Below are 24,354 nucleotides of genomic sequence, written 5' to 3'. Positions count from 1 at the left end.
CACCTCCCGCTCCGAGCGGTTGCCGCCCGTTCGGCCGCCGTTTGCCCGCCGCCTCTAGGGTGCGCGTGTGCCTACTACCGTCGTCCGTCGTGCGCGGGAGAACCGCCTGGCGACCATCTCGCTCGCGGCCCTCCTGCTGGTGCTCGTTCTCGTCGCCCTGCCCACGCAGCGCGCAGCCGCGCACCCGACCGGATCGACCGGCGTGTTCCTCACGGTCCGACAGGATGCGGTGGATGTGAAGATGCAGATCCAGAAGGCCGGCTTCGTGGCGGCCACGGGCTATGACATCGCCACCGAGCAGTCGGAGCTCGACGCGATCTCCGACAACCTCATGACGTTCCTGCTCCACCGCGTGCATATCTCCGACGAGCAGGGCGCTCTGACCGCCTCCGTGCTCGAGGAACCGACCTTCGCGACGGTCAACGACGAGGATGCGATCGAGACGACGTTGCGCTTCACCGCGGACCGCATGCTGCAGGGTGCGCTGGAGTTCACCGACGACTTCATCCTCGACGTCGTCCCCTCACATCAGGTCTACGTCGCTCTGGTCAGCGACTGGGACGACGGCCGGATCGCCGAGGGCGACCCGCAGGTGATCGGCGTGCTGGGCGGCGGCGTCACGCAGCTCACGTGGGAGCGCAGCGACACGAACCCGCTGCACGGCCTGCTCGCGGTGATCCGGCTGGGCATGCTGCACATCGCCGAGGGCACCGACCATCTGCTGTTCCTCACGACGTTGCTGATCGTCGCCCCCTCGCTCGCGACGCGGGCTCGGCGCGGCTGGCGCTGGCAGCAGCCCATCCCCGTGAAGAAGACCGTGGGCAGGGCGGCGCTGACGATCACGGCGTTCACCGTCGGACACCTGATCACCCTGGCCCTTGTCTCGCTGGGTCTCATCTCCTTCCCCGAGAAGCCGGTGGAGATCCTCGTCGCCGTCTCCATCGCCGTCGCCGCCGCGCACGCGCTGAAGCCTCTGCTCCCGCGTGGGGAGCTGCTCATCGCGGGCGTGTTCGGGCTCGTACACGGCACGGCGTTCGCCACGACGATCCTCGAGCTCAACCTCGGATTCGGTGAGACGCTCGTCGCCATCATCGGCTTCAACGTCGGCGTGGAGCTCGCGCAGCTCATCGCCGCGGTGCTCGTGCTCCCGCTGCTCATCTGGCTCTCGCACGCGCGCGCGTTCGCCGGCTTCCGCACCGCCGTGGCGATCGCCGCGATCCTGGCCGCGGCCGCGTGGATCGGCGGGATCCTGACCGACCAGGACTCGGTGCTGCAGCCGGTGTTCACCGGGATCGCCAGCTTTCCCATCGTGTCGTACCTCCTGCTGGTGGCCCTCGTCGCGGCGCTCTGGTACTTCACGCGCACCACCGCATCCTCGCGACGGATCGAGGTGGGACGGTGACCGCGCTCCGGCAGCGTGCCCGGGCATCGCTGCTGGGGCGAGGCTCCGTCGCCCTGACCATCGCGACGCTCCTTCTGGGTGCGGGAGCCTCGGTCGCCGACGCCGCGGAGGACGACCCGGATGCGGGAGCACCAGCGGGCGGAGATATGGTGATCACCGTCGACATCCCCGAGCATGCCGGGGCCGCATTCCCATCCCCGATCGCATCGCCGTCCCCGACCGCCGCACCGTCTCAGATGCCCACCGGCGCGCTGCCCGCGACCGGCGACGATGTGCAGCGGCTTCTCCCGTGGCTCCTCGGCGGGGTGGCAGTCATGAGCGTGGGCGCAGTCCTCGTCTCTCGCCGCCGCCGCACCTGAGCCGCTTCCACGACAGAGCGCCCCCGGATCCCTCCGGGGGCGCTCTGTCGTGGCGAGGGTCAGTCGACCGGCGCAGCCCCGGCTGCGGCCTTGGCACGCTCTTCGGCGAGAGCGCGGGCGACCGCATCCTCCACGCGCGCATCGGCACGGTGCTGCGCGGCCTTGCTGCGCTGGCGACGCGAGCGCAGCAGCAGAACGACCGCGGCCGCCACGAGCAGGACGATCACGAGCAGTGTCCACGGGATGGCGGCGCCGATCGTCTGCCCCGTCACCGTCTCGAGCGGAGTCGTCGAACCGGACGCGTCGGTGACGACGGGCACCACGTTCACGCCGGCGATGAGCGCGAACACGGGAGGAACGCCCGAAACGGAGACGGTCTGGGTCCATGACTCGCCCGGAAGCAGCGCCGGCACGTCCTGCGCCGCGGCGGCATCCATTCCGAAGAGGTCGAAGATCCCCCCGACCCGCGCCGTCGGCTGCGCGGCGATCGTGGCGTTCCCGGTGTTGTGCAGCGTGTAGGTGACGGTCGCGTCACCGCCGACGAAGGGGTTGAGCCCGCCGTTCCAGGCGACAGACATGTTCTCGACTGCGAGGGAGGGCGCGAGCTCGCCGCCCACCCGCAGGTTGACGCGGATCCCCAGCCTCCGATCGACGGTGACGCCGTTCTGCGCGTCCGGCGCGCTGAGCGAGGTGACCACGCCGCCGGCGTAGTCGCCGGGCGTGGCGTTCTCGGGGATGGAGAGGGTGAAAGGGACGGTGACCGTCTCACCGGCCGCCACCGTCACCGTCGCCTGCTGCGGCACGATCCACGCGCCGATCGCCTGGGACGGCTCCCCCGCGACGAGCAGCGACAGCTGGCCCTCGTCGGAAGTCGAGCCGTCGGCGGCGTAGACCTTGAGATCCAGCGCCTCGTCACCGTGGTTCGCGATCGTGACGGCGTCCGAGACGGACCCGCCCGGATCGACCGTGTACGTGTAATTCGTGCGCTCGGAGCCCAGGTTGTTGGAGGCGGTCCGGACGGTCCAGGTGACCTCATCACCCTCGGCGGCCTGAGCAGGTGCGGCGAAGGCGAGGACGGCGAGCACGGAGAGCATCGCGGAACTCAGCGCGATGAGGCGAGGATGCGGAGGAGTCGAGCGTGGGTTCACGGAGATCTTTCGGGTCGTGGGGGGAATGGGGATGTCCGTGGGAGAGGGCAGGTGCCCCCTCCCACGGACGGAAGATGCCGCGGGCGTCAGCCGGCGAGCGCGGTGAGGGTCAGGGTCGCGCGGTAGCTGCCCTTTGCCGTCTCGGTCGGGAGCTTGAGATCGAGCGCCGCACCCAGCAGCGCCGATCCCTTCGTGTGCCCCTGCGCGGCAGAGCCGAGCACGCGGCTGACGGCCAGACCGTCACCGGTGTCGTAGCCCGAGGAGACGGATGCGCCGGCGGTGGCCCCGGCGCCGTCGGTGACGACCTTCGGCGTCCAGCCCAGGTAGCGGGCTGAGAACGTCTTGTCGCCGTCCTTGAAGTCGCCGAGCACCGAGGTGAGCGACCACGGCGCCAGCGAGGAGCGCGTGTCGGTGACGCTGATCGGGTTGATCTCGCCCGTCGCCTCGAAGTAGTCGCCCTTCTCCTCGGCGGTACCGAGGTCGACGAGGCCGTTCTGTCCATCGATCGTCCAGCCGAACTCGCCCGGAGCCTGGGGGGGAACGTCGACCTGGATGTCCTGACCGTCGCCGTGGAAGGGGTGGATGGTGACCGAGTCGATGAGGGACCCGACGCCGTCGACCGCCGTGCTCGAACCCGGCGTACCACACCAGCTGACCTTGCCCTGTTCCACCGCGGCGTTGGGCGCGTCGCAGGTGCCCGAGCGGATGCCCTCGACCACGAGCTGATCGGCGCGCACCTGCACCTTGACGTAGCTGCGCACGTGCTCCTGGTTCTGCACAGAGTTGTACCAGTAGTCGCTCGGCTTCAGCGGGTCGGGGCCGTTGCCCGCTCCCGTGGTGCCGCTGGTGTCGGGCGCCGTGATGTCGTAGTACTTCGAACCCGATGCCGAGTTCGCCGTCATGTAGATGACGCCGCCCTCACCGACGAAGACGTCGTTCTGACCGGGCTGCTCGGCCGGGTTGGCCTTCTCGCCGTTCTTGATCTCGTAGCTGCGGGTGTAGACGTGGTCGTGGCCCTGGAGGACGAGGTCGACGCCGAGCTTCGAGAAGGTGGTCGGGAAGTCCACGCGACGCACCTTGTTGTCGGCGTCCTTCGCGTGGTCCGCGGCGGAGTAGATCGAGTGGTGGTACACGAGCACGGTGTACTTGGCGTCGGCGCCGTGCTGGTTCACCACATCCGTCACGTACTGCACGTGGGCCGCGTCACCGCCGCCGTTCGCCGAGTCGTAGCTGTTGCTGTTGAGGTCGATGAACAGCACGTCCTTGTAGATGTACCAGTAGTCGCCGCCGGACGTCGTCGCCGTCTTGGTCGGGTCCTTGTAGTAGGCCGAGGAGTAGTCGGTGTTGGGCGTGTAGAAGTGCTGCTCGTACGCCTTGCCGCCGACGTCGTGGTTGCCGATCGTCGCGGCCCACGGGTACTGGCGCAGCTGGTCAGGAGCCAGGAACGCGTCCCACTGCGGCTCGGTGTTGGCCGTTTCGACCTGGTCGCCGCCGGAGACCAGCAGCTCCGCGTTCGGGTTGGCGGTCAGCGCGACGTTCATGGTGTCGGCCCAGCCGGCGCCGTCCTTCGCGACGTTGCCCGACGACCCGATCTGGGGGTCTCCGAAGAACAGGAAGTCGAAGTCGCCCTCGAAGGACTGCGTCTTGAACGAGTAGGTCGGCGACCAGTTGCCGTCGGATCCCACGCGGTACGAGTACTGCGTGTTCTCCTGCAGCCCCGACAGCACGGCGTGGCGGTTGTAGCCCGTGGTCGAGACGTTGGCCGCTCCGGTGGCGGCGAAGGTGGTCACGGATGCGACGAACTGGCCGTTCACCACGGCCGAGGTGGGGGCTAACTGCACGACCTGCGACGTGTCGGCCGAGGTGTACCAGGACACCGTGCGCTGCGTCTCGTTGGAGGCGACGCCCAGCACGATGCCGGTGTAGTTGGCGGGGTCGGCGGCGTGCGCCGCGGGGGCGACGAGGGCGCCGCTGAGCATCAGCGCGGCGCCGACCGCCGCCGCCGAGGCCCACAGGGCCGCGCGACCCGTGGGCCGCGAGGGTGCTGCAAGAAGCATGTGTCTTCCGTTTCTGGAGAGGAAGTGGATGTGGGTCAACCAGGCAGGCGCACGGATCCCGGCGCCTGCCTGCAGACTGGCCCGACGAGCTTTCCTGGGAGTGAACGATCGATGGCATACGAATCGGCTGTCGGGAGAACAGATGAGGATCGCGGGGTGTCCCGGCGGTGCGCTCGGCGGGTGAACGCCGACGGCAGATCCGAAGAACAATGCGCGAACCAGGGCGCGAAGGGCGCAGCAGCTGGCGCGGCGACCGGCATCCTGGTGTCGCCCCTCTCACTTCTGCAAGGAACCTCCGTGCCGCAACGCCCCGCATCCCTCGTCCTCGGCGCGACCGGCCTCGCGCTCGCACTCGCGCTGACCGGATGCGCGAGCGCCGATTGGAATGTGCCGCGCGACGCGATCGGCGTGGTGGGATCACCCGCCCCGGGCTTCGTTCCCGCCGTCGAGCCGACGCCGGAGGCCACGGTCGATCCACGCAGCGGGTCGTGGGACGACGTGCATCCGGCGCCGGGCTACCGCGTCGTGCTCCTGACCTCCGGCGATGACGCCACGACCCGGACGCTGCGCGACGCCGTGACGGCGTGGGCCGCCGACGAGGACGTCGACCTGCGAACGGTGGATGCGGGCGGCGACGCGATCACGGGCATCGTGCACGCGATGGATCTGAATCCCGAGCTCATCGTCGCGGCCGGCGAGGATCTCATCGACGCGATGGCGATGGTGACGCCGAACCACCTCGACATCGCGTTCCTGGTGCTCGGGGCGGAACTGGCCGAGCCCACCGAGAACGTCACCGCGGTCGACTGGACGGGCGCGGGATTCCGCGGCGAGGGCCTGGGATCGGCCACGCACTTCGACGAGGCGTCGTTCACCCCGGAACGCTGCGACGACGCGATACGCGCGGGCGTCGCGGCCGTGCTGACCGGCATGACCGGCGTCGTGCTCTGGATCTCGTGAGCTCCGTGGGCGCTCAGCGTGACGCGGTCACCTCGGCACCGGCGTGCGCGATCTCGGCGAGGGCCCTCTCGCTCGACTCCGCGTGGACGCCGGCGACGAGGTCGGTGAACACGCGCACGTGCCGACCGGCCGCGATGGCGTCGAGGGCCGACGCGCGCACGCAGTAGTCGGTCGCGAGACCCACGACGTCGATGTCGAGGATCCCGTGCTCCTCGAGCAGCTCGATCGCCGTGCTGCCGTCGTCGGTGCGCCCCTCGAACAGCGAGTACGCGGGCTCGCCCCGCCCCTTCTTGAGGTGGTGCGTCACGGCCGACGTGTCGAAGACCTCGTCGTACTCGGCGCCGAATGTGCCCGCCACGCAGTGCGGCGGCCAGGTGTCGATGAAGTCGGGCTCTGCGGCGAAGTGCCCGCCGTTGTCGCCCTCCGCGTCGTGCCAGTCCCGGGACGCGACGATGAGACCGTAGTCGCCGGCGTGCTCCGCGAGGTAGGCGGAGATCCGCTCGGCGACCGCGTCGCCTCCCGCCACGCCGAGAGCACCGCGCTCGGTGAAGTCGTTCTGGACGTCGACGATGAACAGCGCCTTGGTCATGATCCGAGCGTACGCCGGTACTCGGCGCGCGTCATCGGTGCAGCATCCTGCGTCTCGGGCCCTGCACGCCATAGCTTGGAGGGCCACCACACCGCGCGTCCGATGTCGGAGGCGAGAGCGGGAACGAGCAGCGAACGGACGACGAAGGTGTCCAGCAGCACGCCGAACGCGACGATGAACGCCAACTGCGCGAGGAACAGGATCGGGATGACACCGAGCGCGGCGAACGTCGCCGCCAGCACGAGCCCCGCCGAGGTGATGACGCCGCCGGTCGACACGAGACCGCGCACGATGCCCGCGCGAGTGCCGTGGCGAAGCGACTCCTCCCGCACGCGCGACATGAGGAAGATGTTGTAGTCGATGCCGAGCGCGACGAGGAAGACGAAGCCGTACAGCGGCACCGCCGGGTCCGCGCCGGGGAAGTCGAACACGTGGTTGAACACGAGGGCGCTCACCCCCATCGCCGTGCCGAACGAGATCACGGTGCTCGCGATCAGCAGCACCGGCGCCAGGATCGAGCGCAGCAGGAGCATGAGGATGATGAACACGACGGCGAGGATGACCGGGATGATCACCGTGCGGTCGCGGATCGAGGTGGCGTTCGTGTCGACGTCGATGGCGGTCTGGCCGCCGACGAGCGCCGCTCCTTCCCCGAGGTCGCGGTCGAGGGTGTCGCGCAGCGCGACGACGGCGTCGTCGGCCGCGGCGGAGTCCGCCGCATCCGCGAGGGTCGCGATCAGCAGGACGTCCCCGTCGACGGTGGTGGACGAGGGCGCGGGGGTTCCGGGAGGGCCGACCGCGGTGAGCTCGAGCGCGCCGCCCGAGACGGTGACCGACGCCTGACCCGTCGGCGAGTCCGATGCCGCGATCGCGACGCTGTCGATGCCCTCGGCCTCCGACGTCGCGGTCACGGCGGCGGCCGCATCCGCTTCGGGGACCACGACATACACCGGGCTGCCGGAGCCTGCCGGGAAGTGCTCCGCGAGCACGTCCTGACCGTCACGCGCCTGCGAGTACCCCAGCACGAGGTCGCTGGAGGGCACGCCGTCGGCCTTGAGCTGGGTGATGCCCGCGGCTCCGACGAGCAGAACGACGGTGCTGATGATCCACACCGGACGAGCGCGCCGCGTGACGAATCGCGCCACCCGAGGCCAGAGACCCGACACGGGGACGTTCGGGTCGTCCGACGGGACCGCGGCGGGGTGCTTCGGGATGAAGGGCCAGAAGGCCGCGCGACCCACGAGCGCGAGCAGCGCGGGCAGGAAGGTGAGTGCGGAGAGCATCGCGAACGCGATGCCGATGGCCGCGATCGGCCCGAGCGCGCGGTTGCTGGCGAGGTCCGAGAGCAGCAGGCAGAGCAGTCCCGCGATGACCGTTCCGCCGGAGGCGAGGATGGGCTCGAAGGCGCCGCGCCAGGCCTGTACCGTCGCCGGCCATCTCTTCCGCCCCTCGGCGACCGCCTCGCGGTATCTCGCCACGAAGAGGAGCGCGTAGTCGGTGGCGGCGCCGATCACGAGGATGAACAGGATGCCCTGCACCTGGCCGTTCAGCACGAAGATTCCGGCCTTGGCGAGCCACCAGACGGTCAGCAGCGCGACGCACAGCGCGAAGACGCTCGTGAGCAGCACGAGCACCGGCAGCAGCGGGGATCGGTAGACGATGACGAGGATCACGAAGACGGCGATGAGTGCGACGCCGAGGAGCAGTCCGTCGATGCCGAGGAAGCCCTCGACGAGGTCAGCGGTGAAGCCCGCGGGACCGGTGACCCATCCTTCGACACCGGAGGGCGCCTGGGAGGCGACGACGTCGCGCACCGCTTCGACAGTGTCGGGCACCTCGCCCGAGGCATCGATGGGCACGAAGATCTGCGCGGCGAGACCGTCGTCGGAAACGATCGGGGGCGAGATGCCGTCGAGGACCCCCGGCGTCCGCGCGATGTCGTCGGCGACGGTCTGCAGCTCGCCGAGCTGTGCGTCGCTGAGCTTCTGGTCTGCCGCGAACACGACGAGGGCAGGGATGCTGTCACCGGCGAGGAAGTCGGGAAGCCGCTCGTTGACCTGGGTGGACGCGGCGCTCTGCGGCAGGAACGTCGACTGGTCGTTGGTGGAGACCTCGTCGACTTTGCCGAAGTACGGGCCACCGATCGAGCCCACGACGAGCCAGACGAGCACGAGCAGCGCGGGGATGCCCACCCGGAGCCAGCGCGAGGGTTGGGTCGGAGTCGAGGATGCGGCCATGTCGCTAGCTTATCTAGCTATATGGCCGCGGCGCCACTCCTCCTCCGCGTCGCGGGACATCAGGCCGTGAACATGGTCACCAGCGACAGGACGACCGCGAGTACACCGACGGCGAACAACCCCACCGTGAACCACCCGGTCAGCCGCACGAGCGGAGATCGCGCGACGAACCGCATCCGGTCGTCCGTCCCGGCGCGGTAGTAGATGGCCGCCTCGTCCGCGCCCACGAGATGCGCCTCGTCGGCGTCGCTGAGCACCGCGCGTCCGACACCGCCCTCTGCGGTGAACCAGTGCGCGACGCGTCCGTTCTCGCCCGGTTCGATGACGGCGTGCGCGGGAGTCCAGGTGCCGTCCGCCAGCAGCAGGATCAGCCAGACGACTCCGACCGCCACCGCGCCGAGGAAACCGACCCAGGTGAACGTCTCCAACAGCACGTCGACGGTGTGACCCACCATCCGATCATCCCATCACCTTCCTGCCCGCTCCTCTCATCCCTCCGGCGGTCACTCGGGAGCATTGGGGGCGGATGCTGCGGGCGCGCGGATGCGGGGGCCGGAAACAGAAGAGGGGCCCCTTCCGGGACCCCTCTTCTCGTGCTGAGCCGCCTAAGGGAATCGAACCCTTGACCTATTCATTACGAGTGAATCGCTCTGCCGTCTGAGCTAAGGCGGCGCGCGTCGCTTCCGCGATGCACAAGCAACGATCTTACATGCTCGAGAGGGCGGCCGCGAACGCTCGGGAGGCGCTCACTCGCAGCGCAGGCCGTCCTGGGGCACCGTGCCGTCGACGAAGTACGCCTCCACCGCGTCGTCGACGCAGGTGTTGCCCTTGTTGTAGCCGGTGTGCCCCTCGCCGACCCGGGTGATCAGCACGCCGGAGGCGAGCTGATCGGCCAGCGCCACCGACCAGTCGTAGGGCGTCGCGGGATCGTTCGTCGTGCCGATGACCACGATGGGCGCGGCGCCCTGAGCGGTCAGCGCCTTGCGCTCACCGCTCGGCGGGAACGGCCACGAGGCGCACGAGTCGACATCGCTCGACCAGTACGGCGCCACCGTCGGCGCGCGCTCCGCGAGCAGAGCCTTGGATGCGGCCTCCTGCTCCGGAGTGGCATCGTCCGGGTAGTCCATGCAGTTGTAGGCGATGAAGGCCTCGGTGGAGTTGTCGTTGTAGGAGCCGCCGCTGCGGTTGTAGTAGAAATCGGCGAGCTGGAAGGCGACCGACGGATCCCCCTGCAACGCGTCGGACAGCGCCGTGGTCAGGTAGGACCAGCTGTCCTGCGAGTAGAGCGCGGCGACGATGGCGGTCATCATCGAATCGGCGCCCATGCGGCGACCGTCTGCGTTGACGAGCGGATTGCGATCGGCACTCGCCAGCAGCGTGCTGAGATCCGACATGCCGTCGTCGACGGTCCCGGTGAAGGGGCAGTCGGAACCCTGGAGGCACGAGGCCATGTACGCCCGCAGCGCGGACTCGAATCCGATGCCCTGCGTCGTCGACACATCCAGCTGGGAGGTCTCGGGATCGATCGCGCCGTCGAGGACGAGACGGCCGACACGCTCCGGGAAGAGCTGCGCGTAGGTTGCGCCGAGGAAGGTGCCGTACGAATAGCCGAGATAGTTGAGCTTCTCGTCGCCCAGCACACCGCGCAGCAGATCCATGTCGCGCGCGGACTGCTCGGTGGTGATGAACTGCAGGATGCCGTCGCTGTTCGCCTCGCACGCCTGCGCGAACGTCGTGTTGCGCGCCTCGAGCTGGCTGTTCCACTCGGCGGAGCCGCGGGTGCCCGTCGGGATGTCGAACAGGTAGCGGTCCATGTCGGGGGCGTCGAAGCAGCGCACCGCGCTCGATTCGCCGACACCGCGCGGGTCGAAGCCGATGACGTCGTAGTCGCGCTGGAGGGCGTCGCCGACGGCGAACGAGAGCGAGTCGCGGATCAGCGCGACTCCGCTCGCGCCGGGCCCGCCGGGGTTCGTCAGCAGCGAGCCGAGGGGCTCTCCGTCCGTCGCGAGGTGACGTACGACGGCGAGGTCGATCTCGCCGGCCGACGGGTTCTCCCAGTCCAGAGGCGCCGTGACGGTGGTGCAGTCGAGCCCCGTGCCACATGCGTTCCACGAGAGCTCCTGCCCGTAGAACGGCAGCAGCTCCTCGGAGATTCCGGTCGTGTCGGGCTCTGCGCTGCGGGTCGGTGACGGCGCGACGTCGACCTTGAACGCGCACCCGGCGAGGGAGGCGAGCGTGACGACGACACCTGTCACGGCGATCAGACGGCGGATGCGGGGGGCGGCGCTCATGACGAGCTCCTTCCGGTGGCGACGGCGACCAGCAGGCTCTCGAGCGCCAGCGCGGGGGCCGCATTGCGCTCGAGGTTGCGTCGGGTCAGGGCGATCTCGTCGAGGACGAGCAGGGTGCGAGCCGGCTCCCATGCCGCCGCGAGGGCGTGCAGGTCGTCGGACAACTCGGTGTTGATGAGGCCGTCGGTGCGGCCGAACTGCACCATCACCACGTCGCGGAACAACGACTGCAGATCGGTGAGGACGCGGTCGATGCCGTCGCGGAGGCTACGCGTCGCGCGCCGCTTCTGCTCGTCGGCCAGCGCGTTGAGCTGCGACCTGACGGCGGGCGGCACTGCGGCACCCTCGGCGAGCCCGACCGTTCGCAGCAGCGATGCCCGTTCCGCCTCGTCGCGCTCGACGGTGAGGGCCTTCGCGTCGTCGGTGGCGACCTGCACGATGCGAGCGGCTGCATCGACCGCGTCGCCGACCCCGCGCACGGCCAGCGCGCTGCGCAGCGTCTCCTCGCGCCGACGACGCGCGTCGGCATCCGTCGCCAGTCGCTGCGCCATGCCGATGTGGCGCTGCGCGTGGCGCGCGGCCTGCTCGGCGACGGCGGCGTCGGCCCCGGTGCGCTGGGCGATCAGACGGGCGACGTCGGACACGTCGGGCTCGCGCAACCGCACGGTGCGCACGCGGGAACGGATGGTGGGCAGCAGATCGGCGTCGCTCGGCGCGCACAGCACCCAGATCGTGCGCTCGGGCGGCTCTTCGAGCGCTTTGAGCAACACGTTCGAGGTGCGTTCGGCCATGCGATCGGCGTCTTCGACCACGATCACGCGATATCGGCCCAGCGAAGGCGAGTAGTACGCGCGCTCGACGAGCTGGCGCGCCTCCTCGATGCGGATGACGACCTGCTCCGTGCGCAGCGCGGTCAGGTCGGGATGCGTGCGAGCGAGCACCTGACGCACCGCAGCGTCGTCACCGGGCTCGGCGATGAGCGCTGCCGCGAACCCGTAGGCCAGCGTCGAGCGGCCCGAGCCCGGGGGGCCCGTGATCAACCACGCATGCGTGAGCTGCGCGGGATCGGATGCGGCCGCCTGCAGCAGCTGCACCGCGTCGTCCTGCCCCCAGACGTCTTCCCAGGGAAGAGACGTCGCGGCGGTGTGCATGCGCCCAGCCTATCCGCGGCCGTCGACGCTCCCGTCAGCGTCCACAGGAGGCAGCAGGCTCGCGACGCGCTCGCGGATGACGGCGGCGATCTCGTCGACACCCGCGGTCGCATCGATCACGAGGAAGCGCTGCGGCTCCCCCGCAGCCAGATCGAGGAAGGCGGCGCGCACCCTGGCGTGGAACTCGTCCTTCTCCGCCTCCAGACGATCGAACGGCTTGTCCGCGGCATCGAGGCGCGAGCGTGCGGATGCCGGGTCGAGATCCAGCAGGACGGTCACATCCGGCAGGGCTCCCCCTGTGGCCCAGAGCGACAGCTGACGGATCTCCGCCGCATCCAGCACGCGCCCGGCCCCCTGGTAGGCGACGGACGAGTCGAGGTAGCGGTCCTGCACGACGATCTCGCCGCGTGCCAGGGCGGGCCGCACGAGCGTCTCGACGTGCTGCGCGCGATCAGCCGCGTACAGCAGCGCCTCGGCCCGCGCCGCGACCTCGCCGCGGTGATGCAGCACGATGTCGCGCACGAGAACCCCGACCTCCGTGCCCCCGGGCTCCCGCGTGCGCACGACCGTGCGGCCGGACTCGCGCAGCCACTGCTCGAGCAGGCCCGCCTGCGTGGTCTTTCCCGAGCCGTCCCCACCCTCGAAGGTGATCCACAGACCCGACGGCGTCGCGGCGGTCACTTCTTCGCGGGCGTCTTGCGGGTGGTCGTCTTGCGTGCCGAGGTGCGCTTGGGAGCGGGACCCTTGGCGCGCTTGTCGGCCAGCAGCTGCTTCGCCCGCTCGAAGTCGACGTCGTCGACCGTCTCGCCACGCGGGATGGTCGCGTTCGTCTCACCGTCGGTGACATAGGCGCCGAAGCGGCCGTCCTTGATCTTGATCGGCTTGCCGCTGACCGGATCCGCGTCGAACTCCTTCAGAGCGCTGGACGCACGCCTGGCGCCGTACTTGGGCTGGGCGTAGCGCTCGAGCGCCTCCTCGAGGGTGATGTCGAAGATCTGCTGCTCCGAGTCGAGCGAGCGCGAGTCGGTCCCCTTCTTCAGGTACGGACCGTAACGGCCGTTCTGAGCGGTGATCTCCTCTTCGGTCGCGGGGTCGACGCCCACGACGCGGGGCAGCTCGAGCAGTTTGAGCGCGGTGTCGAGATCGACGGTGTCGACCGACATGCTCTTGAAGAGCGACGCGGTGCGGGGCTTGGGCGCCGCCTCCTTCTTCGCACCGCGCTTCTTGGGCGCTTCGGCGACCTCGCCGGTCGCTTCGTCCACCGCATCCGGGTCGACGGGGTCGACTTCCTGGACGTAGGGCCCGAAGCGGCCGTCCTTGACGACGATGAGCTTGCCGTTGTCCGGGTTCTCGCCCAGCACGCGGTCGCCGGCGATGGGGGCGTCGACGAGCTCCTGCGCCTTCTCGGCGGTCAGCTCGTCGGGCGCCAGCTCCTCGGGGATGTTGATGATCCGGGGCTTGGCCTCGGGATCCGCCGGGTCGACCACCTCGAGGTACGGTCCGTACTTGCCGAAGCGGAGCGTCGCGGTGTCGGTGATCCGGGTCGCGTTGAGCTCACGTGCGTCGATGTCGCCGAGGTTGTCGACGATGTGACGGAGTCCGACGTGGTTCTCGGAACCGAAGTAGAACTCCCGCAGCCACTGTTCGCGTCGCTGCTCGCCGCGGGCGATCGCGTCGAGGTCGTCCTCGAGCGCCGCCGTGAAGTCGTAGTCGACCAGGTCGGAGAAGTGCTGTTCGAGCAGACGCACCACGCTGAAGGCGAGCCAACTGGGCACGAGGGCCTGGCCGCGCTTGGAGACGTAGCCGCGGTCGAGGATCACGTCGATGATGCTGGCGAACGTGGAGGGGCGACCGATGCCCTTCTCCTCCAGCGCCTTCACGAGGCTCGCCTCGGTGTAGCGCGGCTTCGGCGAGGTCGAGTGTCCCTTGGGCTCCACCTCGCGCGTGGCCAGCTCGTCGCCGACGCTCAGCGCGGGCAGCGACTGGTCGTCGGCCTTGTCGGCATCCGCGCGCTTCTCATCGCGCCCCTCCTCGTACGCCTCCAGGAAGCCCTTGAAGGTGTAGACGGTGCCGGATGCGGTGAACTCGAGCGCCTTCTCATCGGCGGTCAGCGCGAGCGTCACGGTGGTGGTCTCGTACTTGGCGTCGGCCATCTGGCTGGCGACCGTGCGCTTCCAGATCAGGTCGTACACGCGCTGCTCGTCGCGGTCGAGGTGGGAAGCAACGGATGCGGGCGTGCGGAAGTGCTCACCCGAGGGACGGATCGCCTCGTGCGCCTCCTGCGCGTTCTTGCTCTTGCTCGCATAGACGCGCGGGTTGGCGGGCACGGCGCGGTCGCCGTAGAGGCTCACGGCCTGCTCGCGCGCCGCCTCGACCGCCTGCTTCGAGAGCGAGGTCGAGTCGGTGCGCATATAGGTGATGTAGCCCTTCTCGTAGAGACGCTGGGCGACACTCATCGTGTGCTTCGCGCTCATCGAGAGCTTGCGGCCGGCCTCCTGCTGCAGCGTCGAGGTCGTGAAGGGCGCGCGGGGGCTGCGGGTTCCCGGCTTCGATTCGAGCGCCGAGACCTGTGCGGTACCGACGCTCTCGATGGCCGCGGCCAGCGCGCGCACATCCTCTTCGGTGAGGACGACGACGGCCTTCTTGAGCTGTCCCTTGTCGTCGAAGTCGGTGCCGCGGGCGAGCGGTGCGCCGTCGATGCGGGCCAGGCGCGCGGTGAACGACTGATCGCCCTTGACGGCGAGCGTCTCGATGTCCCAATAGCTGGCAGAGACGAACGACATGCGCTCGCGCTCCCGATCGACGACGAGACGGGTCGCCGCGGACTGCACGCGACCGGCGCTCAGGGCGGCCCCCTCACGTCCGCTACCGACCTTGCGCCAGAGCACCGGCGAGACATCCCACCCGTAGAGGCGGTCGAGAACGCGGCGGGTCTCCTGCGCGTCCACGAGGGCGAGGTCGAGCTCGCGCGTGTTCTCGGCTGCGGCGCGGATGGCATCCTTGGTGATCTCGTGGAACACCATGCGCTTGACGGGGACCTTGGGCTTGAGCACCTCGAGCAGGTGCCACGCGATGGCTTCGCCCTCGCGGTCTTCATCGGTGGCGAGCAGGACCTCGCTCGCATCCTTCACCGCCCGCTTGAGTTCGGCGACGGTCTTGGTCTTGCGGTCGTTGACCACGTAGAAGGGGTCGAAGCCGTTGTCGACGTCGATCGAGTACTTGCCGTACGCGGCCTTTTTCTCGGCCGGAATGTCCTTCTTGCTCGCGAGGTCGCGGATGTGCCCCACGGAGCTGAGCACCTCGTAGTCATCGCCCAGGTAGCCCTGGATCGAGGTCATCTTGGTCGGCGACTCGACGATCACGAGCGTCTTTCCGCTCTTCGTCGTGGTCTGAGAACCCTTTGCCAACGGTGGTCCTTTCGTCGCTGTCACCATACACACCTCGGGTCGGTGGTCGGCTGGAGGGCCGGTTCACCCGTCGTCGCGCGGCTCGGGCGCGGGACCCGCGCGGGCTGCGGCCTGGGCGGGGAACGGACCGAAAGCGCTGCTGAGACGCACGGTCGCGATGAGACCCTCCACCTCGCAGGATACGACCTCCGCGGATGCGGTGGCCGCCAGCTGGGCGGCGCGCTCGCACGGAATCCCCGTGACGGCACCGGATGCGGCGTCCGCCGCGGCGAGCGCCGCCGCATCCGTCGCCGCCGACAATCGTTGCGCATGCACGCTCGCCGCGCCGACCATGCCGAGACCCGCGACGAGAGCGGCGAGCGCGCCGATCATGCCCACCGTCGCCGCCGTGCCGGGCATCAGCGCCCACCCGAGAGGGCGCACGAGCGGGCGCTGAGCGTGATCGCGGGCAGCGGCGCGGGGGCCGACGCCGTCACGCACACGAGATCACCCTCCTCCCCGATCGTGCCGCTCGCGCCCGAGACGGCGCTGCTCAGGACTCCGAGTGCCCGCGCGGCATTCTCACCGCGCGACGCCAGCCGCGCCGCGTCGGCCGCGGCGTCCTGCAGGCGCACCTGAGCGGATGCGGCGGCGAGCCCTCCGATGCCGAGGGTCAGCACCAGCAGCACAGCCGGCACGGCGACCGCGAACTCCGCCGCGGCCGAGCCGCGATCGCCGAGCCGGGATCTCATTCGACCGTGAGCGCGCGGCGCACGAGATCCTCCAGGATCCCGCGCACCTCGTCGGACCGCATGATGACGACGAGAAGCCCAGCGAAGGCGACGGCGGCCATCGTCGCGATCGCGTACTCGGCCGTGGCCGCTCCGGACTCGTCTCCGAAGAGCTCTGTCGCGCGTCGGCGGGTGAGAGCGGGAAGCCGGCCGTGGGCTCTGGCGGTGGGTGTCATGTGTTGCTCCTCTCTTATGGGCACCGGCGGGTGGGCACGCGGTCACAGCGGGAGCGCGGAGGCACCGAGCACGCTCATGAGCATCGGCGCGACCCCCAGCAGCAGGAAGGCGGGAAGGATGCAGACGCCCAGCGGCAGCAGGAGCGCGGCGCCGAGTCCGGCCGCCCGCATCCGGCCGTCCGTGCGGGCGCGGTGTCGCGCGAGCGACGCGCCGGCGCGGAGCATCTCGACGGCGGGGACTCCGGCGGAGCGCGAGAGCTCCAGCAGTGCGTCGAGCCCCTCGTCGGTGGTCTCGACCTCCGGATCGGCCAGGGCGCGGGCGCGCTCGATCGAGACACCGCCCGACAGCGCGATCGCGACGAGCTCGGCGTGCAGGCCCGGCATCGCGGGAGGAGGTGTCGCACGGCGGGTGAGCGCACGGGTCCAGACGCGGGCCACGATCATCAGGGCGAGACCCGCGATGAGGCATCCGATACCGATCGGGCTGCCCGTGAGGACACCGATCGTGTCGAAGCCGAGCGCGACGCCGAGACCGATGGACACGAGCGGCAACCAGGCCATCAGCCGCGCGGTCGCCGCGGGTTCGGCGAGGGCGACGCGCACCTCGTCGCGGCACTCCTGCGCGTCGCGCACCGCGGCGGCGACGGCCCGGAGACTCTCGGCGAGCGGAGCGCCGACGGCGGTGGCCACGCGCCAGGTCGCGGCCAGCGGACGCCACCGGTCGCCTCGGGCGGCGATGGCTCCCGGGATCGCCTCGCCACCCGTGTGCGCCGCGTGGACGGCAGCGGCGTCCTCGTCGCCGGTCGCGGCGAGGAACCCCCACGCCGACGCCGGCGAGATGCCGGTGCGCAGCAGCACCGCCAAGCGCTGGGCCGCATCCCCCACCTTGTCGGGAGCGGGGCGACGCCGTGCGATCAGCCCCATGGGATCGGCTCCATCCCCAGTCGCCGGTCGACCAGGACCGGACGCGCGATGCCCGCGACGCGCCGCACGCCGCCGCCGTCACGGGCGACGTGGATGACGACGCCGATCGCACTGACCACCTGGCGCGCGAGCGCGATGTCGTCGAGGCCTGCGAGCGCCCCCAGCGCTTCCAGTCGCGCCGGTACATCGTCGATGCCGTTGGCGTGGAGCGTGCCGGCTCCCCCGTCGTGTCCGGTGTTCAATGCCGTCAGCAGCTCGCGCACCTCGGCGCCGCGGCACTCCCCGACCACGAGCCGGTCCGGCCGCATCCGCAGCGCCTCGCGCACCAGGCGCGCGAGATCGATGCCGCCGGCTCCCTCGAGGTTGGCCTGCCGCGCCTCGAGACGGACATGGTGCGGGTGACGGATGCGGAGCTCCGCCACATCCTCGATCGTCACGATCCGCTCGCGCTCCGGGGCGGACGAGAGAAGCGCGGCCAGGAGGGTGGTCTTGCCGCTGCCCGCCGCTCCCGTCACCAGGAGGTTCTCGCGGGCGTCGACGAGCCGCTGCAGCGCGCGCTCGCTTCGGGCATCGAGCATGCCCGCCTCGCGCAGGGCGGCCAAGGATCCCAGCTGACGCCGCGGAACACGGATCGAGATCGTCGTGCCGTCCGCGCTGACGGGTGGAAGCACCGCGTGCACCCGCACACCGCCCTCGAGCCGTACGTCGACGCAGGGCGTCGCATCGTCGATGTGCCGACCGCCCCGCGCGATGAGGCCGGTCGCGATCTCGCGGACCTCGCCCTCCGTCGCGTGCCAGTGCGGCACCTGCTCGGCGCCGCGGCCGCGATCCACGAAGAGACCATGCGCGCCGTTGATGAAGATGTCGGTGACGTGGGGGTCGCCCAGATGCACCCGCACCGGATCCCACGCCGTGACGGAAAGCCCGTCGAGCGCCGGCGACGAGGCCTCCGGCTCGCTGTCGACCGACTGCGTCGCGGCCCCGCCGGATGCGGGTGCGCGCCGCGGAGCGACGACGAAGGGCTGCGGCATGACGACGACGCTAGGCGCGTGTCCGTCGCGGCAGCCGCGTCCGACGACGCTCGGTTGAGGAACCGCGGTGACGGAGCGGCTGGGGAGAGCCGAGCACGAGGCATCGCAGACGGAGACGCTTCGCATCCCGGGCAAAAGAAAAGGCGGCATCCCATTGGGGGGTTGGGATGCCGCCGAGCACAGCCCCGCAAATTGGGGGTGATGAGGGCCGTACTCCCCGCCGCGAGGGCGGGCGCACACGAGCATACGCAACCTCACACCGGCGGCCAAACGGCATGCCGGACCAATCCGATTGATATATCGGTCACCGTCGCCCACCTTCTAATGGAGGTATCCGCCTCGACCGGAGCGGGACATGATGTGCGAGACGTCTCGCACGTCATCCCGAACAGCGCGCAAAGGAGCGAGCCATGAGCAGCCAGATCGACCACCTGCTGAACGAGACCCGTCGTTTCGCCCCCAGCGCCGAGTTCGCAGCGAGCGCGGTCGCCACCGCCGAGCTCTACGAGCGGGCGGCGTCGGACCGAGAAGGCTTCTGGGCCGAGCAGGCACGCGAACTCCACTGGCACACGCCATTCTCAGAGGTGCTCGACTGGTCGAGCCCGCCCTTCGCCCGGTGGTTCGGCGACGGTGAGCTCAACGTGGCCTACAACTGCCTCGACCGCCACGTGCTCGCCGGCAACGGCGACCGCGTCGCGCTGCTGTGGGAAGGCGAGCCCGGCGACGAGCGCCGCGTCACCTACGCGGAGCTGACCGAGGAGGTCAAGCGCACCGCCAATGTGCTGACGGAGCTGGGCATCGGCGAGGGCGACCGCGTCGCGCTCTATCTGCCGATGATCCCCGAAGCGGTCGCGGCGATGCTCGCGGTGGCGCGGGTCGGCGCGATCCACTCGGTCGTCTTCGGCGGGTTCTCCGCGGACAGCCTTCGGGCACGCATCGACGACGCCGGCGCGAAGCTCGTGATCACCGCGGACGGCGGCTACCGCAAGGGGAAGGTCTCGCCCTTGAAGCCCGCGGTGGACCAGGCCCTCGCCGACCGGGGGTCGGGCCTGCAGGAGACGGTCGAGCACGTGCTCGTCGTGCGCCGCGGCGGCAACGATGTGGACTGGACGCCGGGGCGCGACATCTGGTGGCACGACGCGGTGGCATCAGCGTCCGCCGAGCACGAGGCGAAGCCGTTCGGCGCCGAGAACCCGCTCTTCATCCTCTACACCTCCGGCACGACCGGAAAGCCGAAGGGCATCCTCCACACTTCCGGCGGGTACCTCACGCAAGCCGCGTACACGCACCGCAGCGTGTTCGATCTGCATCCCGAGCGCGACGTCTACTGGTGCACCGCCGACATCGGCTGGATCACCGGTCACAGCTACGTCACGTACGGCCCGCTCGCGAACGGCGCCACGCAGGTGATCTACGAGGGCACGCCCGATTCGCCGCATCCCGGCCGCTGGTGGGAGATCGTCGAGAAGTACGGCGTCACGATCCTCTACACCGCGCCCACCGCCATCCGCTCGTTCATGAAGATCGGGCGCCAGGTGCCGCAGGAGTTCGACCTCTCCTCGCTGCGGCTGCTCGGCTCCGTCGGCGAACCCATCAACCCCGAGGCGTGGATGTGGTACCGCAACGTGATCGGCGCCGAGCGCACTCCGATCGTGGACACCTGGTGGCAGACCGAGACCGGCGCCATCATGATCTCGGCCCTCCCCGGCGTCACCGAGACCAAGCCCGGATCGGCGCAGGTGCCGCTCCCCGGGATCTCGGTGGACGTCGTCGACGAGTCGGGCGAGGAGGTCGGCAACGACGCCGGCGGACTGCTCGTGGTCACCGAGCCGTGGCCCAGCATGCTGCGCGGCATCTGGGGCGACCCCGACCGCTTCGTCGAGACGTACTGGGAGAAGTTCGCCGACCGCGGCTACTACTTCGCCGGAGACGGCGCCCGCCGCGACGAGGACGGCGACATCTGGCTGCTCGGCCGCGTCGACGACGTGATGAACGTCTCCGGACACCGCCTCTCGACGGCGGAGATCGAATCGGCGCTCGTCGGCAACGAAGCGGTCGCCGAGGCCGCTGTCGTCGGAGCAAGCGACGAGACCACGGGCCAGGCCGTCGTGTCGTTCGTGATCATCAAGGAGAGCTACCTGCGCCAGCACTCCCCCGAGGGGCTCGTCCAGACCCTGCGCGCCTGGGTCGGTGAGCAGATCGGCCCGATCGCCCGCCCGCGCGACGTCTACATCGTCACCGAGCTGCCCAAGACCCGCAGCGGCAAGATCATGCGACGCCTGCTCCGCGACGTCGCCGAGGGGCGCGAGGTCGGCGACACGACGACCCTCGCCGACACGATGGTGATGTCCACCATCCAGGCCAAGCTCTCGACGAAGTAACAGCGAACGACAGGGCCCCGACAGGGCCCCGCATCCATCGCGGATGCGGGGCCCTGTCGTTCGCGATGGGGCTCAGGGCACTGAGGCCGGGGGCATGTGGATGAGTTCGCCGCCGGAGAGGACCAGCACCACGACGCTCATAGGACGGATGCACGGCGCGCCGCGACGCCGGCGTAAAGGGCCGGCGACGGGCGGCGGCCGGCGAACAGCACCATCGGCGGAAGGTCCGGCGACGGATCCCGATCCTTCGTGATCCAGCGTCGGATGGGGGCAGCCAGCGAGAGCGCCACGAAGCTCGCGATCAGCTTGTCCAGCAGCGATGTGATGAGATTCGCGATCGCGATCGCGAGCGGAAGCACCATGCCGGCATCCCGGAATCGCGCCGTCAGGGAGTTTCCGGCCACATGGGCGCTGAAGCCGCCGTACACGAGATCCGTGATCGGGGCGGCGACGACCGTGCACGCGACGGCGACGACCACGCTGAGCAGCAGGAACCGCGAGAGCGAGCGCCCCCATCCCCAGCGGTGCACGCCGTACCCCCACAGGAGCGCACCGACCACCGCGACAGGCGTGAACGGAAGACCCAAGGTGCTCTGGTTGACCAGGGCACCGCCCAGCTGGGTGATGACGGCCGTCGCGACCGCGTACCAGGGCCCGAGAGCGACGGCGACCACTGCGGTGCCGACCATGTCCAGGTAGAGCGGCAGATCGAGCCAGAGCACGACGCGGCCACCCGCCACGTTGAAGAGGACGGCTCCGATCATCACGCCGACGATGAGAGCGACGCGTCGCCCGGCCGGACGAGGCGCGTCGAGGCGGAGCACGGATGCCGCGCTCACCGGCGGCGCCTCGGCTCCGGATGCCGTCCCCACACGCGGCGAGGGCCGCGGCGCGGCGGGCTTGGCTGCCATGCATCGGTCGCGCCAGCTCTCCGCGTCCGCATCGGCGACTCCGAGACTCCGCACGATGTCGACGACGAGATCGGCATCGAGTCGCGTGCGTCCGGGCCGGAACGCGTCGTACACCGTCGAGCGCGACACAGGAACCGACGAACGGCCGGACCGGACCGCCCTCAAGCTCGTGACCCGCGTCGCGATCTCGGCGTAGCTCACAGCCCCGGCCGCATGGCGCAGCCGTTGAAGATCCTCCGCGACGGAGATCAGGGAACCGGCCCCTGAGACACGACCACCGCCGTCGCCCTTCATCCTGACCCCCGTATTTCCCAGACGCTCATTCTGGCGCACCCCTCGTGGCGCGCCAAACAGACGACCGATCTGTCCGGGATCGTCTGGGAACGCCCGCCGACCGGGATACGACGCGGCCGCACCAATAGCGTCGACGCGAGATCCGTTCACAGCCCCCGATCGATCTCGTTCCTTCGGCCACACCAGGAGACAGCTCATGCCTCGACACCTCATCGATCCCTCACCGCGCCGCATCCGACTCCTCGTATCGTCGCTCGCCCTCGCGACGGCATTCGCGCTCGGAGCCCCGACGATGGCGGCCGCCGCCGAAACGGGTCCGGACTCGACCGTCGAGGCCCTGGAACGCCCGGCCGTGCCGTCGATCACCGTCACGCTCGTGGATCCCACGTCGGCGAAGATCACCGTCGCTGCGGGAACGGGCGGTGGCCCGGTCGAGACCTATCAAGCGAGCGTCACACCACGAGCCGGCGGCGAGCCGATGGTCCTGCAACGCGGCACCCCCGGCGACTTCCCGCTGGCAGAGCTCACCCCCGGCCTGTACGCCGTGGACGTCGCGGCCATCAACGCCTCCGGCAGCGCGGGCGTCTCGAACTTCTTCTTCGTCCTCCCCGACATCACCTCAGCACCCGTCATCACCAGTGCCGATGTCGGCACGACCGACGTCACGTTCTCGGTGCACACCGTGAACGACCTCCTCCCCGAGCAGACGGGCCCGACCTCCCGCGCGTCGATCGTCTACAAACTGGTCCTCGACGACGGCGCAGAGACCATCGAGCGCGCAGCCTCGGCCGTGGACGGCACGATCGGCGTGTTCGGCGCGTTGAAGCCGGCCACGACGTACACGGCGACCATCACCGCCAGCTACTTCTTCGAGAGCACGGGGTGGTTCGGGCCGAGTATGGCCGCGACGACGACGTTCACGACCGCGCCGGCCGCCGAGCCCGGCACCCCCTCCGCGCCGCAGGCGCCGTCCGCGGAGGTATTGACCGAGGAGATGCGCGGGACCGTCGTCGTCCCCGCCACGGGGCGCGCCGGAGCCGACGTCACGATTTCGATCGCCCCCGGCTACGCCGGCCAGACGGTGAACGGATGGCTCTACTCGTCCCCGACCTCCCTCGGGCAGGCCGTCGTGGATGCGGCGGGCATGGTGACCCTGACGCTGCCAGCCGACGCCGCCGCCGGAGCGCACAGGATCGCGCTGACCGACACGGAGGGAAACCTCCTCGGATGGGGAGCGATCCAGGTGACGCCGGCGAGTCCATCCGCCGTCGCCGCGCACGTGCCCGATGAGCTCGCAGCCACCGGCTCCGGTATGCAGATCGGCACGATCCTGGCCGCCATGCTCGCTCTCCTCGTCGGCAGCGGGATCGTCACGGCGCGCCGCCTCGTCCGTCGATGAGCCGATAGCCGGCGCACACCTCGGCGTGCGACCGACCGGGCGGACACACGCAGGAGCCCCGCGGCCTTGGGGGGGCGCGGGGCTCCTGCGTGATGCTGCCTCAGGCGACGGTGAAGACGACCTCGACCTCGACGGGGCTGTCGAGCGGGAGCACGGGCACGCCCACGGCGGAGCGGGCATGACGACCGGACTCACCGAAGATCTCGGCGAGCACGTTGCTGGCCCCGTTGATCACGCCGGGCTGTCCGGTGAACTCCGGCACCGACGACACGAATCCTGTGACCTTGAGCACACCGGTCAGACGGTCCACCCCGCCGACAGCTGCTGCGGCCGCGGCCACCGCGTTCAGCGCGGACTGACGCGCGTACGTCGCGGCATCCTCGGGCGCGACCAGACCCTCGCCCTCGCCGACCTTGCCCGTCGCAGGGAGCTGTTCCCCCACGAACGGCAACTGGCCGGCGGTGTGCACGAGGTCGCCAAAGGCCTTCGCGGGGATGTAGGACGCAACGGGCGGCACGACCTCCGGCAGGTCGATCCCCAGTTCCGCGAGTCGCTCGGACACCGTGCTCATACGTTCTCTCCTTCGAACTGCCGCGCCGCGGCCTGGGCTGCACCGAGACCTGCGTTGGCGGCGGCATCCGTGCCGACCGGGCGCTTGAAGTAGGCGACCAGGCCGCCCTCGGGGCCCTGCACCACCTGGACGAGCTCCCAGCCCTGCTTGCCCCAGTTGTTCAAGATGGCGGCGGTGTTGTGGATCAACAGCGGAGTGGTGAGGTACTCCCAGGTGGTCACGGTGTCTCCCGTTCGTGGGTGAGGACGGGGTCGGAGCCCCGGAAACAGCGGGAACCGGATGCGGCGCCTTCGAGT

The 24,354-nt window shown here is 70.2% G+C and carries 22 protein-coding genes and 1 tRNA gene; 5 read left to right on the top strand and 18 right to left on the bottom strand.

Annotated features, from left to right (window positions below; translation table 11 throughout):
- Positions 1-67 precede the first annotated feature (67 nt).
- Together QE377_RS12165 and QE377_RS12160 are read left to right on the top strand one after the other, a co-directional pair.
- Complete coding sequence (locus QE377_RS12165; RefSeq protein ID WP_307323468.1) at positions 68-1,402, top strand: HupE/UreJ family protein; 1,335 nt, start codon at positions 68-70, stop codon at positions 1,400-1,402.
- Entirely contained in the window at positions 1,399-1,761 is a 363-nt protein-coding gene (locus tag QE377_RS12160) for an LPXTG cell wall anchor domain-containing protein (RefSeq protein ID WP_307323465.1), read from the top strand. The genes QE377_RS12165 and QE377_RS12160 overlap by 4 nt, the downstream gene beginning before the upstream one ends.
- A 59-nt stretch (positions 1,762-1,820) precedes the next feature.
- Here QE377_RS12160 and QE377_RS12155 read toward each other — a convergent pair whose 3' ends face one another.
- Entirely contained in the window at positions 1,821-2,855 is a 1,035-nt protein-coding gene (locus tag QE377_RS12155; protein WP_307323462.1) for a WxL protein peptidoglycan domain-containing protein, read from the bottom strand.
- A 140-nt stretch (positions 2,856-2,995) separates the two neighbouring features.
- Entirely contained in the window at positions 2,996-4,966 is a 1,971-nt protein-coding gene (locus QE377_RS12150) for a metallophosphoesterase family protein (protein ID WP_307323459.1), read from the bottom strand.
- 297 nt (positions 4,967-5,263) lie between these two features.
- Here QE377_RS12150 and QE377_RS12145 point away from each other — a divergent pair, with 297 nt between their 5' ends.
- Positions 5,264-5,926 carry a hypothetical protein gene (locus QE377_RS12145; RefSeq protein WP_307323456.1) on the top strand — a complete coding sequence of 221 codons (663 nt, stop codon included), beginning with the start codon at positions 5,264-5,266 and terminating at the stop codon, positions 5,924-5,926.
- A gap of 13 nt (positions 5,927-5,939) precedes the next feature.
- Here QE377_RS12145 and QE377_RS12140 read toward each other — a convergent pair whose 3' ends face one another.
- From QE377_RS12140 to QE377_RS12080, 13 genes are all read right to left on the bottom strand, one after another.
- Entirely contained in the window at positions 5,940-6,515 is a 576-nt protein-coding gene (locus tag QE377_RS12140) for an isochorismatase family protein (RefSeq protein WP_307323453.1), read from the bottom strand.
- The gene (locus QE377_RS12135; protein ID WP_307323450.1) at positions 6,512-8,752 is read right to left on the bottom strand and encodes an efflux RND transporter permease subunit; all 2,241 of its coding nucleotides are present in this window, start codon (positions 8,750-8,752) and stop codon (positions 6,512-6,514) included. Before QE377_RS12135 ends, QE377_RS12140 begins: the two co-directional genes overlap by 4 nt.
- Positions 8,753-8,811: 59 nt before the next feature.
- A complete protein-coding gene (locus QE377_RS12130) occupies positions 8,812-9,207 on the bottom strand; it encodes a hypothetical protein (protein ID WP_307323447.1) in 396 nt (131 codons plus the stop codon).
- 144 nt (positions 9,208-9,351) lie between these two features.
- Positions 9,352-9,424, bottom strand: a tRNA-Thr gene (locus QE377_RS12125).
- Positions 9,425-9,498: 74 nt separating this feature from the next.
- Positions 9,499-11,043: an alpha/beta hydrolase gene (locus QE377_RS12120; protein WP_307323443.1), complete on the bottom strand. Its 1,545-nt coding sequence runs from the start codon at positions 11,041-11,043 to the stop codon at positions 9,499-9,501.
- On the bottom strand, positions 11,040-12,194 hold the full coding sequence (locus tag QE377_RS12115) for a DNA polymerase III subunit delta' (protein WP_307323440.1): 1,155 nt from the start codon (positions 12,192-12,194) through the stop codon (positions 11,040-11,042). Before QE377_RS12115 ends, QE377_RS12120 begins: the two co-directional genes overlap by 4 nt.
- A gap of 9 nt (positions 12,195-12,203) precedes the next feature.
- Positions 12,204-12,875 carry a dTMP kinase gene (gene tmk, locus QE377_RS12110; protein WP_307323437.1) on the bottom strand — a complete coding sequence of 224 codons (672 nt, stop codon included), beginning with the start codon at positions 12,873-12,875 and terminating at the stop codon, positions 12,204-12,206.
- Positions 12,872-15,601 (bottom strand): type I DNA topoisomerase, encoded by a 2,730-nt coding sequence (topA, locus tag QE377_RS12105; RefSeq protein WP_307323434.1) that lies wholly within the window; start codon positions 15,599-15,601, stop codon positions 12,872-12,874. Before topA ends, tmk begins: the two co-directional genes overlap by 4 nt.
- Positions 15,602-15,664: 63 nt before the next feature.
- Complete coding sequence (locus tag QE377_RS12100) at positions 15,665-16,000, bottom strand: Rv3654c family TadE-like protein (protein ID WP_307323433.1); 336 nt, start codon at positions 15,998-16,000, stop codon at positions 15,665-15,667.
- The gene (locus QE377_RS12095; RefSeq protein WP_307323430.1) at positions 16,000-16,332 is read right to left on the bottom strand and encodes a TadE family type IV pilus minor pilin; all 333 of its coding nucleotides are present in this window, start codon (positions 16,330-16,332) and stop codon (positions 16,000-16,002) included. Before QE377_RS12095 ends, QE377_RS12100 begins: the two co-directional genes overlap by 1 nt.
- A complete protein-coding gene (locus QE377_RS12090; RefSeq protein WP_307323427.1) occupies positions 16,329-16,547 on the bottom strand; it encodes a DUF4244 domain-containing protein in 219 nt (72 codons plus the stop codon). The genes QE377_RS12095 and QE377_RS12090 overlap by 4 nt, the downstream gene beginning before the upstream one ends.
- Positions 16,548-16,589: 42 nt before the next feature.
- Positions 16,590-17,471 (bottom strand): type II secretion system F family protein, encoded by an 882-nt coding sequence (locus QE377_RS12085; RefSeq protein WP_307323425.1) that lies wholly within the window; start codon positions 17,469-17,471, stop codon positions 16,590-16,592.
- On the bottom strand, positions 17,462-18,502 hold the full coding sequence (locus QE377_RS12080; protein WP_307323424.1) for a TadA family conjugal transfer-associated ATPase: 1,041 nt from the start codon (positions 18,500-18,502) through the stop codon (positions 17,462-17,464). Before QE377_RS12080 ends, QE377_RS12085 begins: the two co-directional genes overlap by 10 nt.
- A 410-nt stretch (positions 18,503-18,912) precedes the next feature.
- Between QE377_RS12080 and acs the strand changes: the two genes are divergently transcribed.
- Positions 18,913-20,883 carry an acetate--CoA ligase gene (acs, locus tag QE377_RS12075; RefSeq protein ID WP_307323421.1) on the top strand — a complete coding sequence of 657 codons (1,971 nt, stop codon included), beginning with the start codon at positions 18,913-18,915 and terminating at the stop codon, positions 20,881-20,883.
- A gap of 137 nt (positions 20,884-21,020) precedes the next feature.
- Here the strand turns inward: acs and QE377_RS12070 are convergent, their stop codons facing one another.
- Entirely contained in the window at positions 21,021-21,923 is a 903-nt protein-coding gene (locus QE377_RS12070; protein ID WP_307323418.1) for a hypothetical protein, read from the bottom strand.
- A gap of 361 nt (positions 21,924-22,284) precedes the next feature.
- Here QE377_RS12070 and QE377_RS12065 point away from each other — a divergent pair, with 361 nt between their 5' ends.
- Positions 22,285-23,487 (top strand): hypothetical protein, encoded by a 1,203-nt coding sequence (locus QE377_RS12065; protein ID WP_307323415.1) that lies wholly within the window; start codon positions 22,285-22,287, stop codon positions 23,485-23,487.
- Between the two features lie 100 nt (positions 23,488-23,587).
- Here QE377_RS12065 and QE377_RS12060 read toward each other — a convergent pair whose 3' ends face one another.
- Together QE377_RS12060 and QE377_RS12055 are read right to left on the bottom strand one after the other, a co-directional pair.
- On the bottom strand, positions 23,588-24,058 hold the full coding sequence (locus QE377_RS12060) for a RidA family protein (RefSeq protein ID WP_307323413.1): 471 nt from the start codon (positions 24,056-24,058) through the stop codon (positions 23,588-23,590).
- The gene (locus tag QE377_RS12055; protein WP_307323410.1) at positions 24,055-24,279 is read right to left on the bottom strand and encodes a hypothetical protein; all 225 of its coding nucleotides are present in this window, start codon (positions 24,277-24,279) and stop codon (positions 24,055-24,057) included. Before QE377_RS12055 ends, QE377_RS12060 begins: the two co-directional genes overlap by 4 nt.
- Positions 24,280-24,354: the final 75 nt, after the last annotated feature.

Source organism: Microbacterium sp. SORGH_AS_0862 (genome assembly GCF_030818795.1).
Classification (GTDB): Bacteria; Actinomycetota; Actinomycetes; order Actinomycetales; family Microbacteriaceae; genus Microbacterium.
The sequence above is the reverse complement of the archived record's forward strand: the minus strand, read 5'-3'. Positions and strand labels throughout refer to the sequence as shown.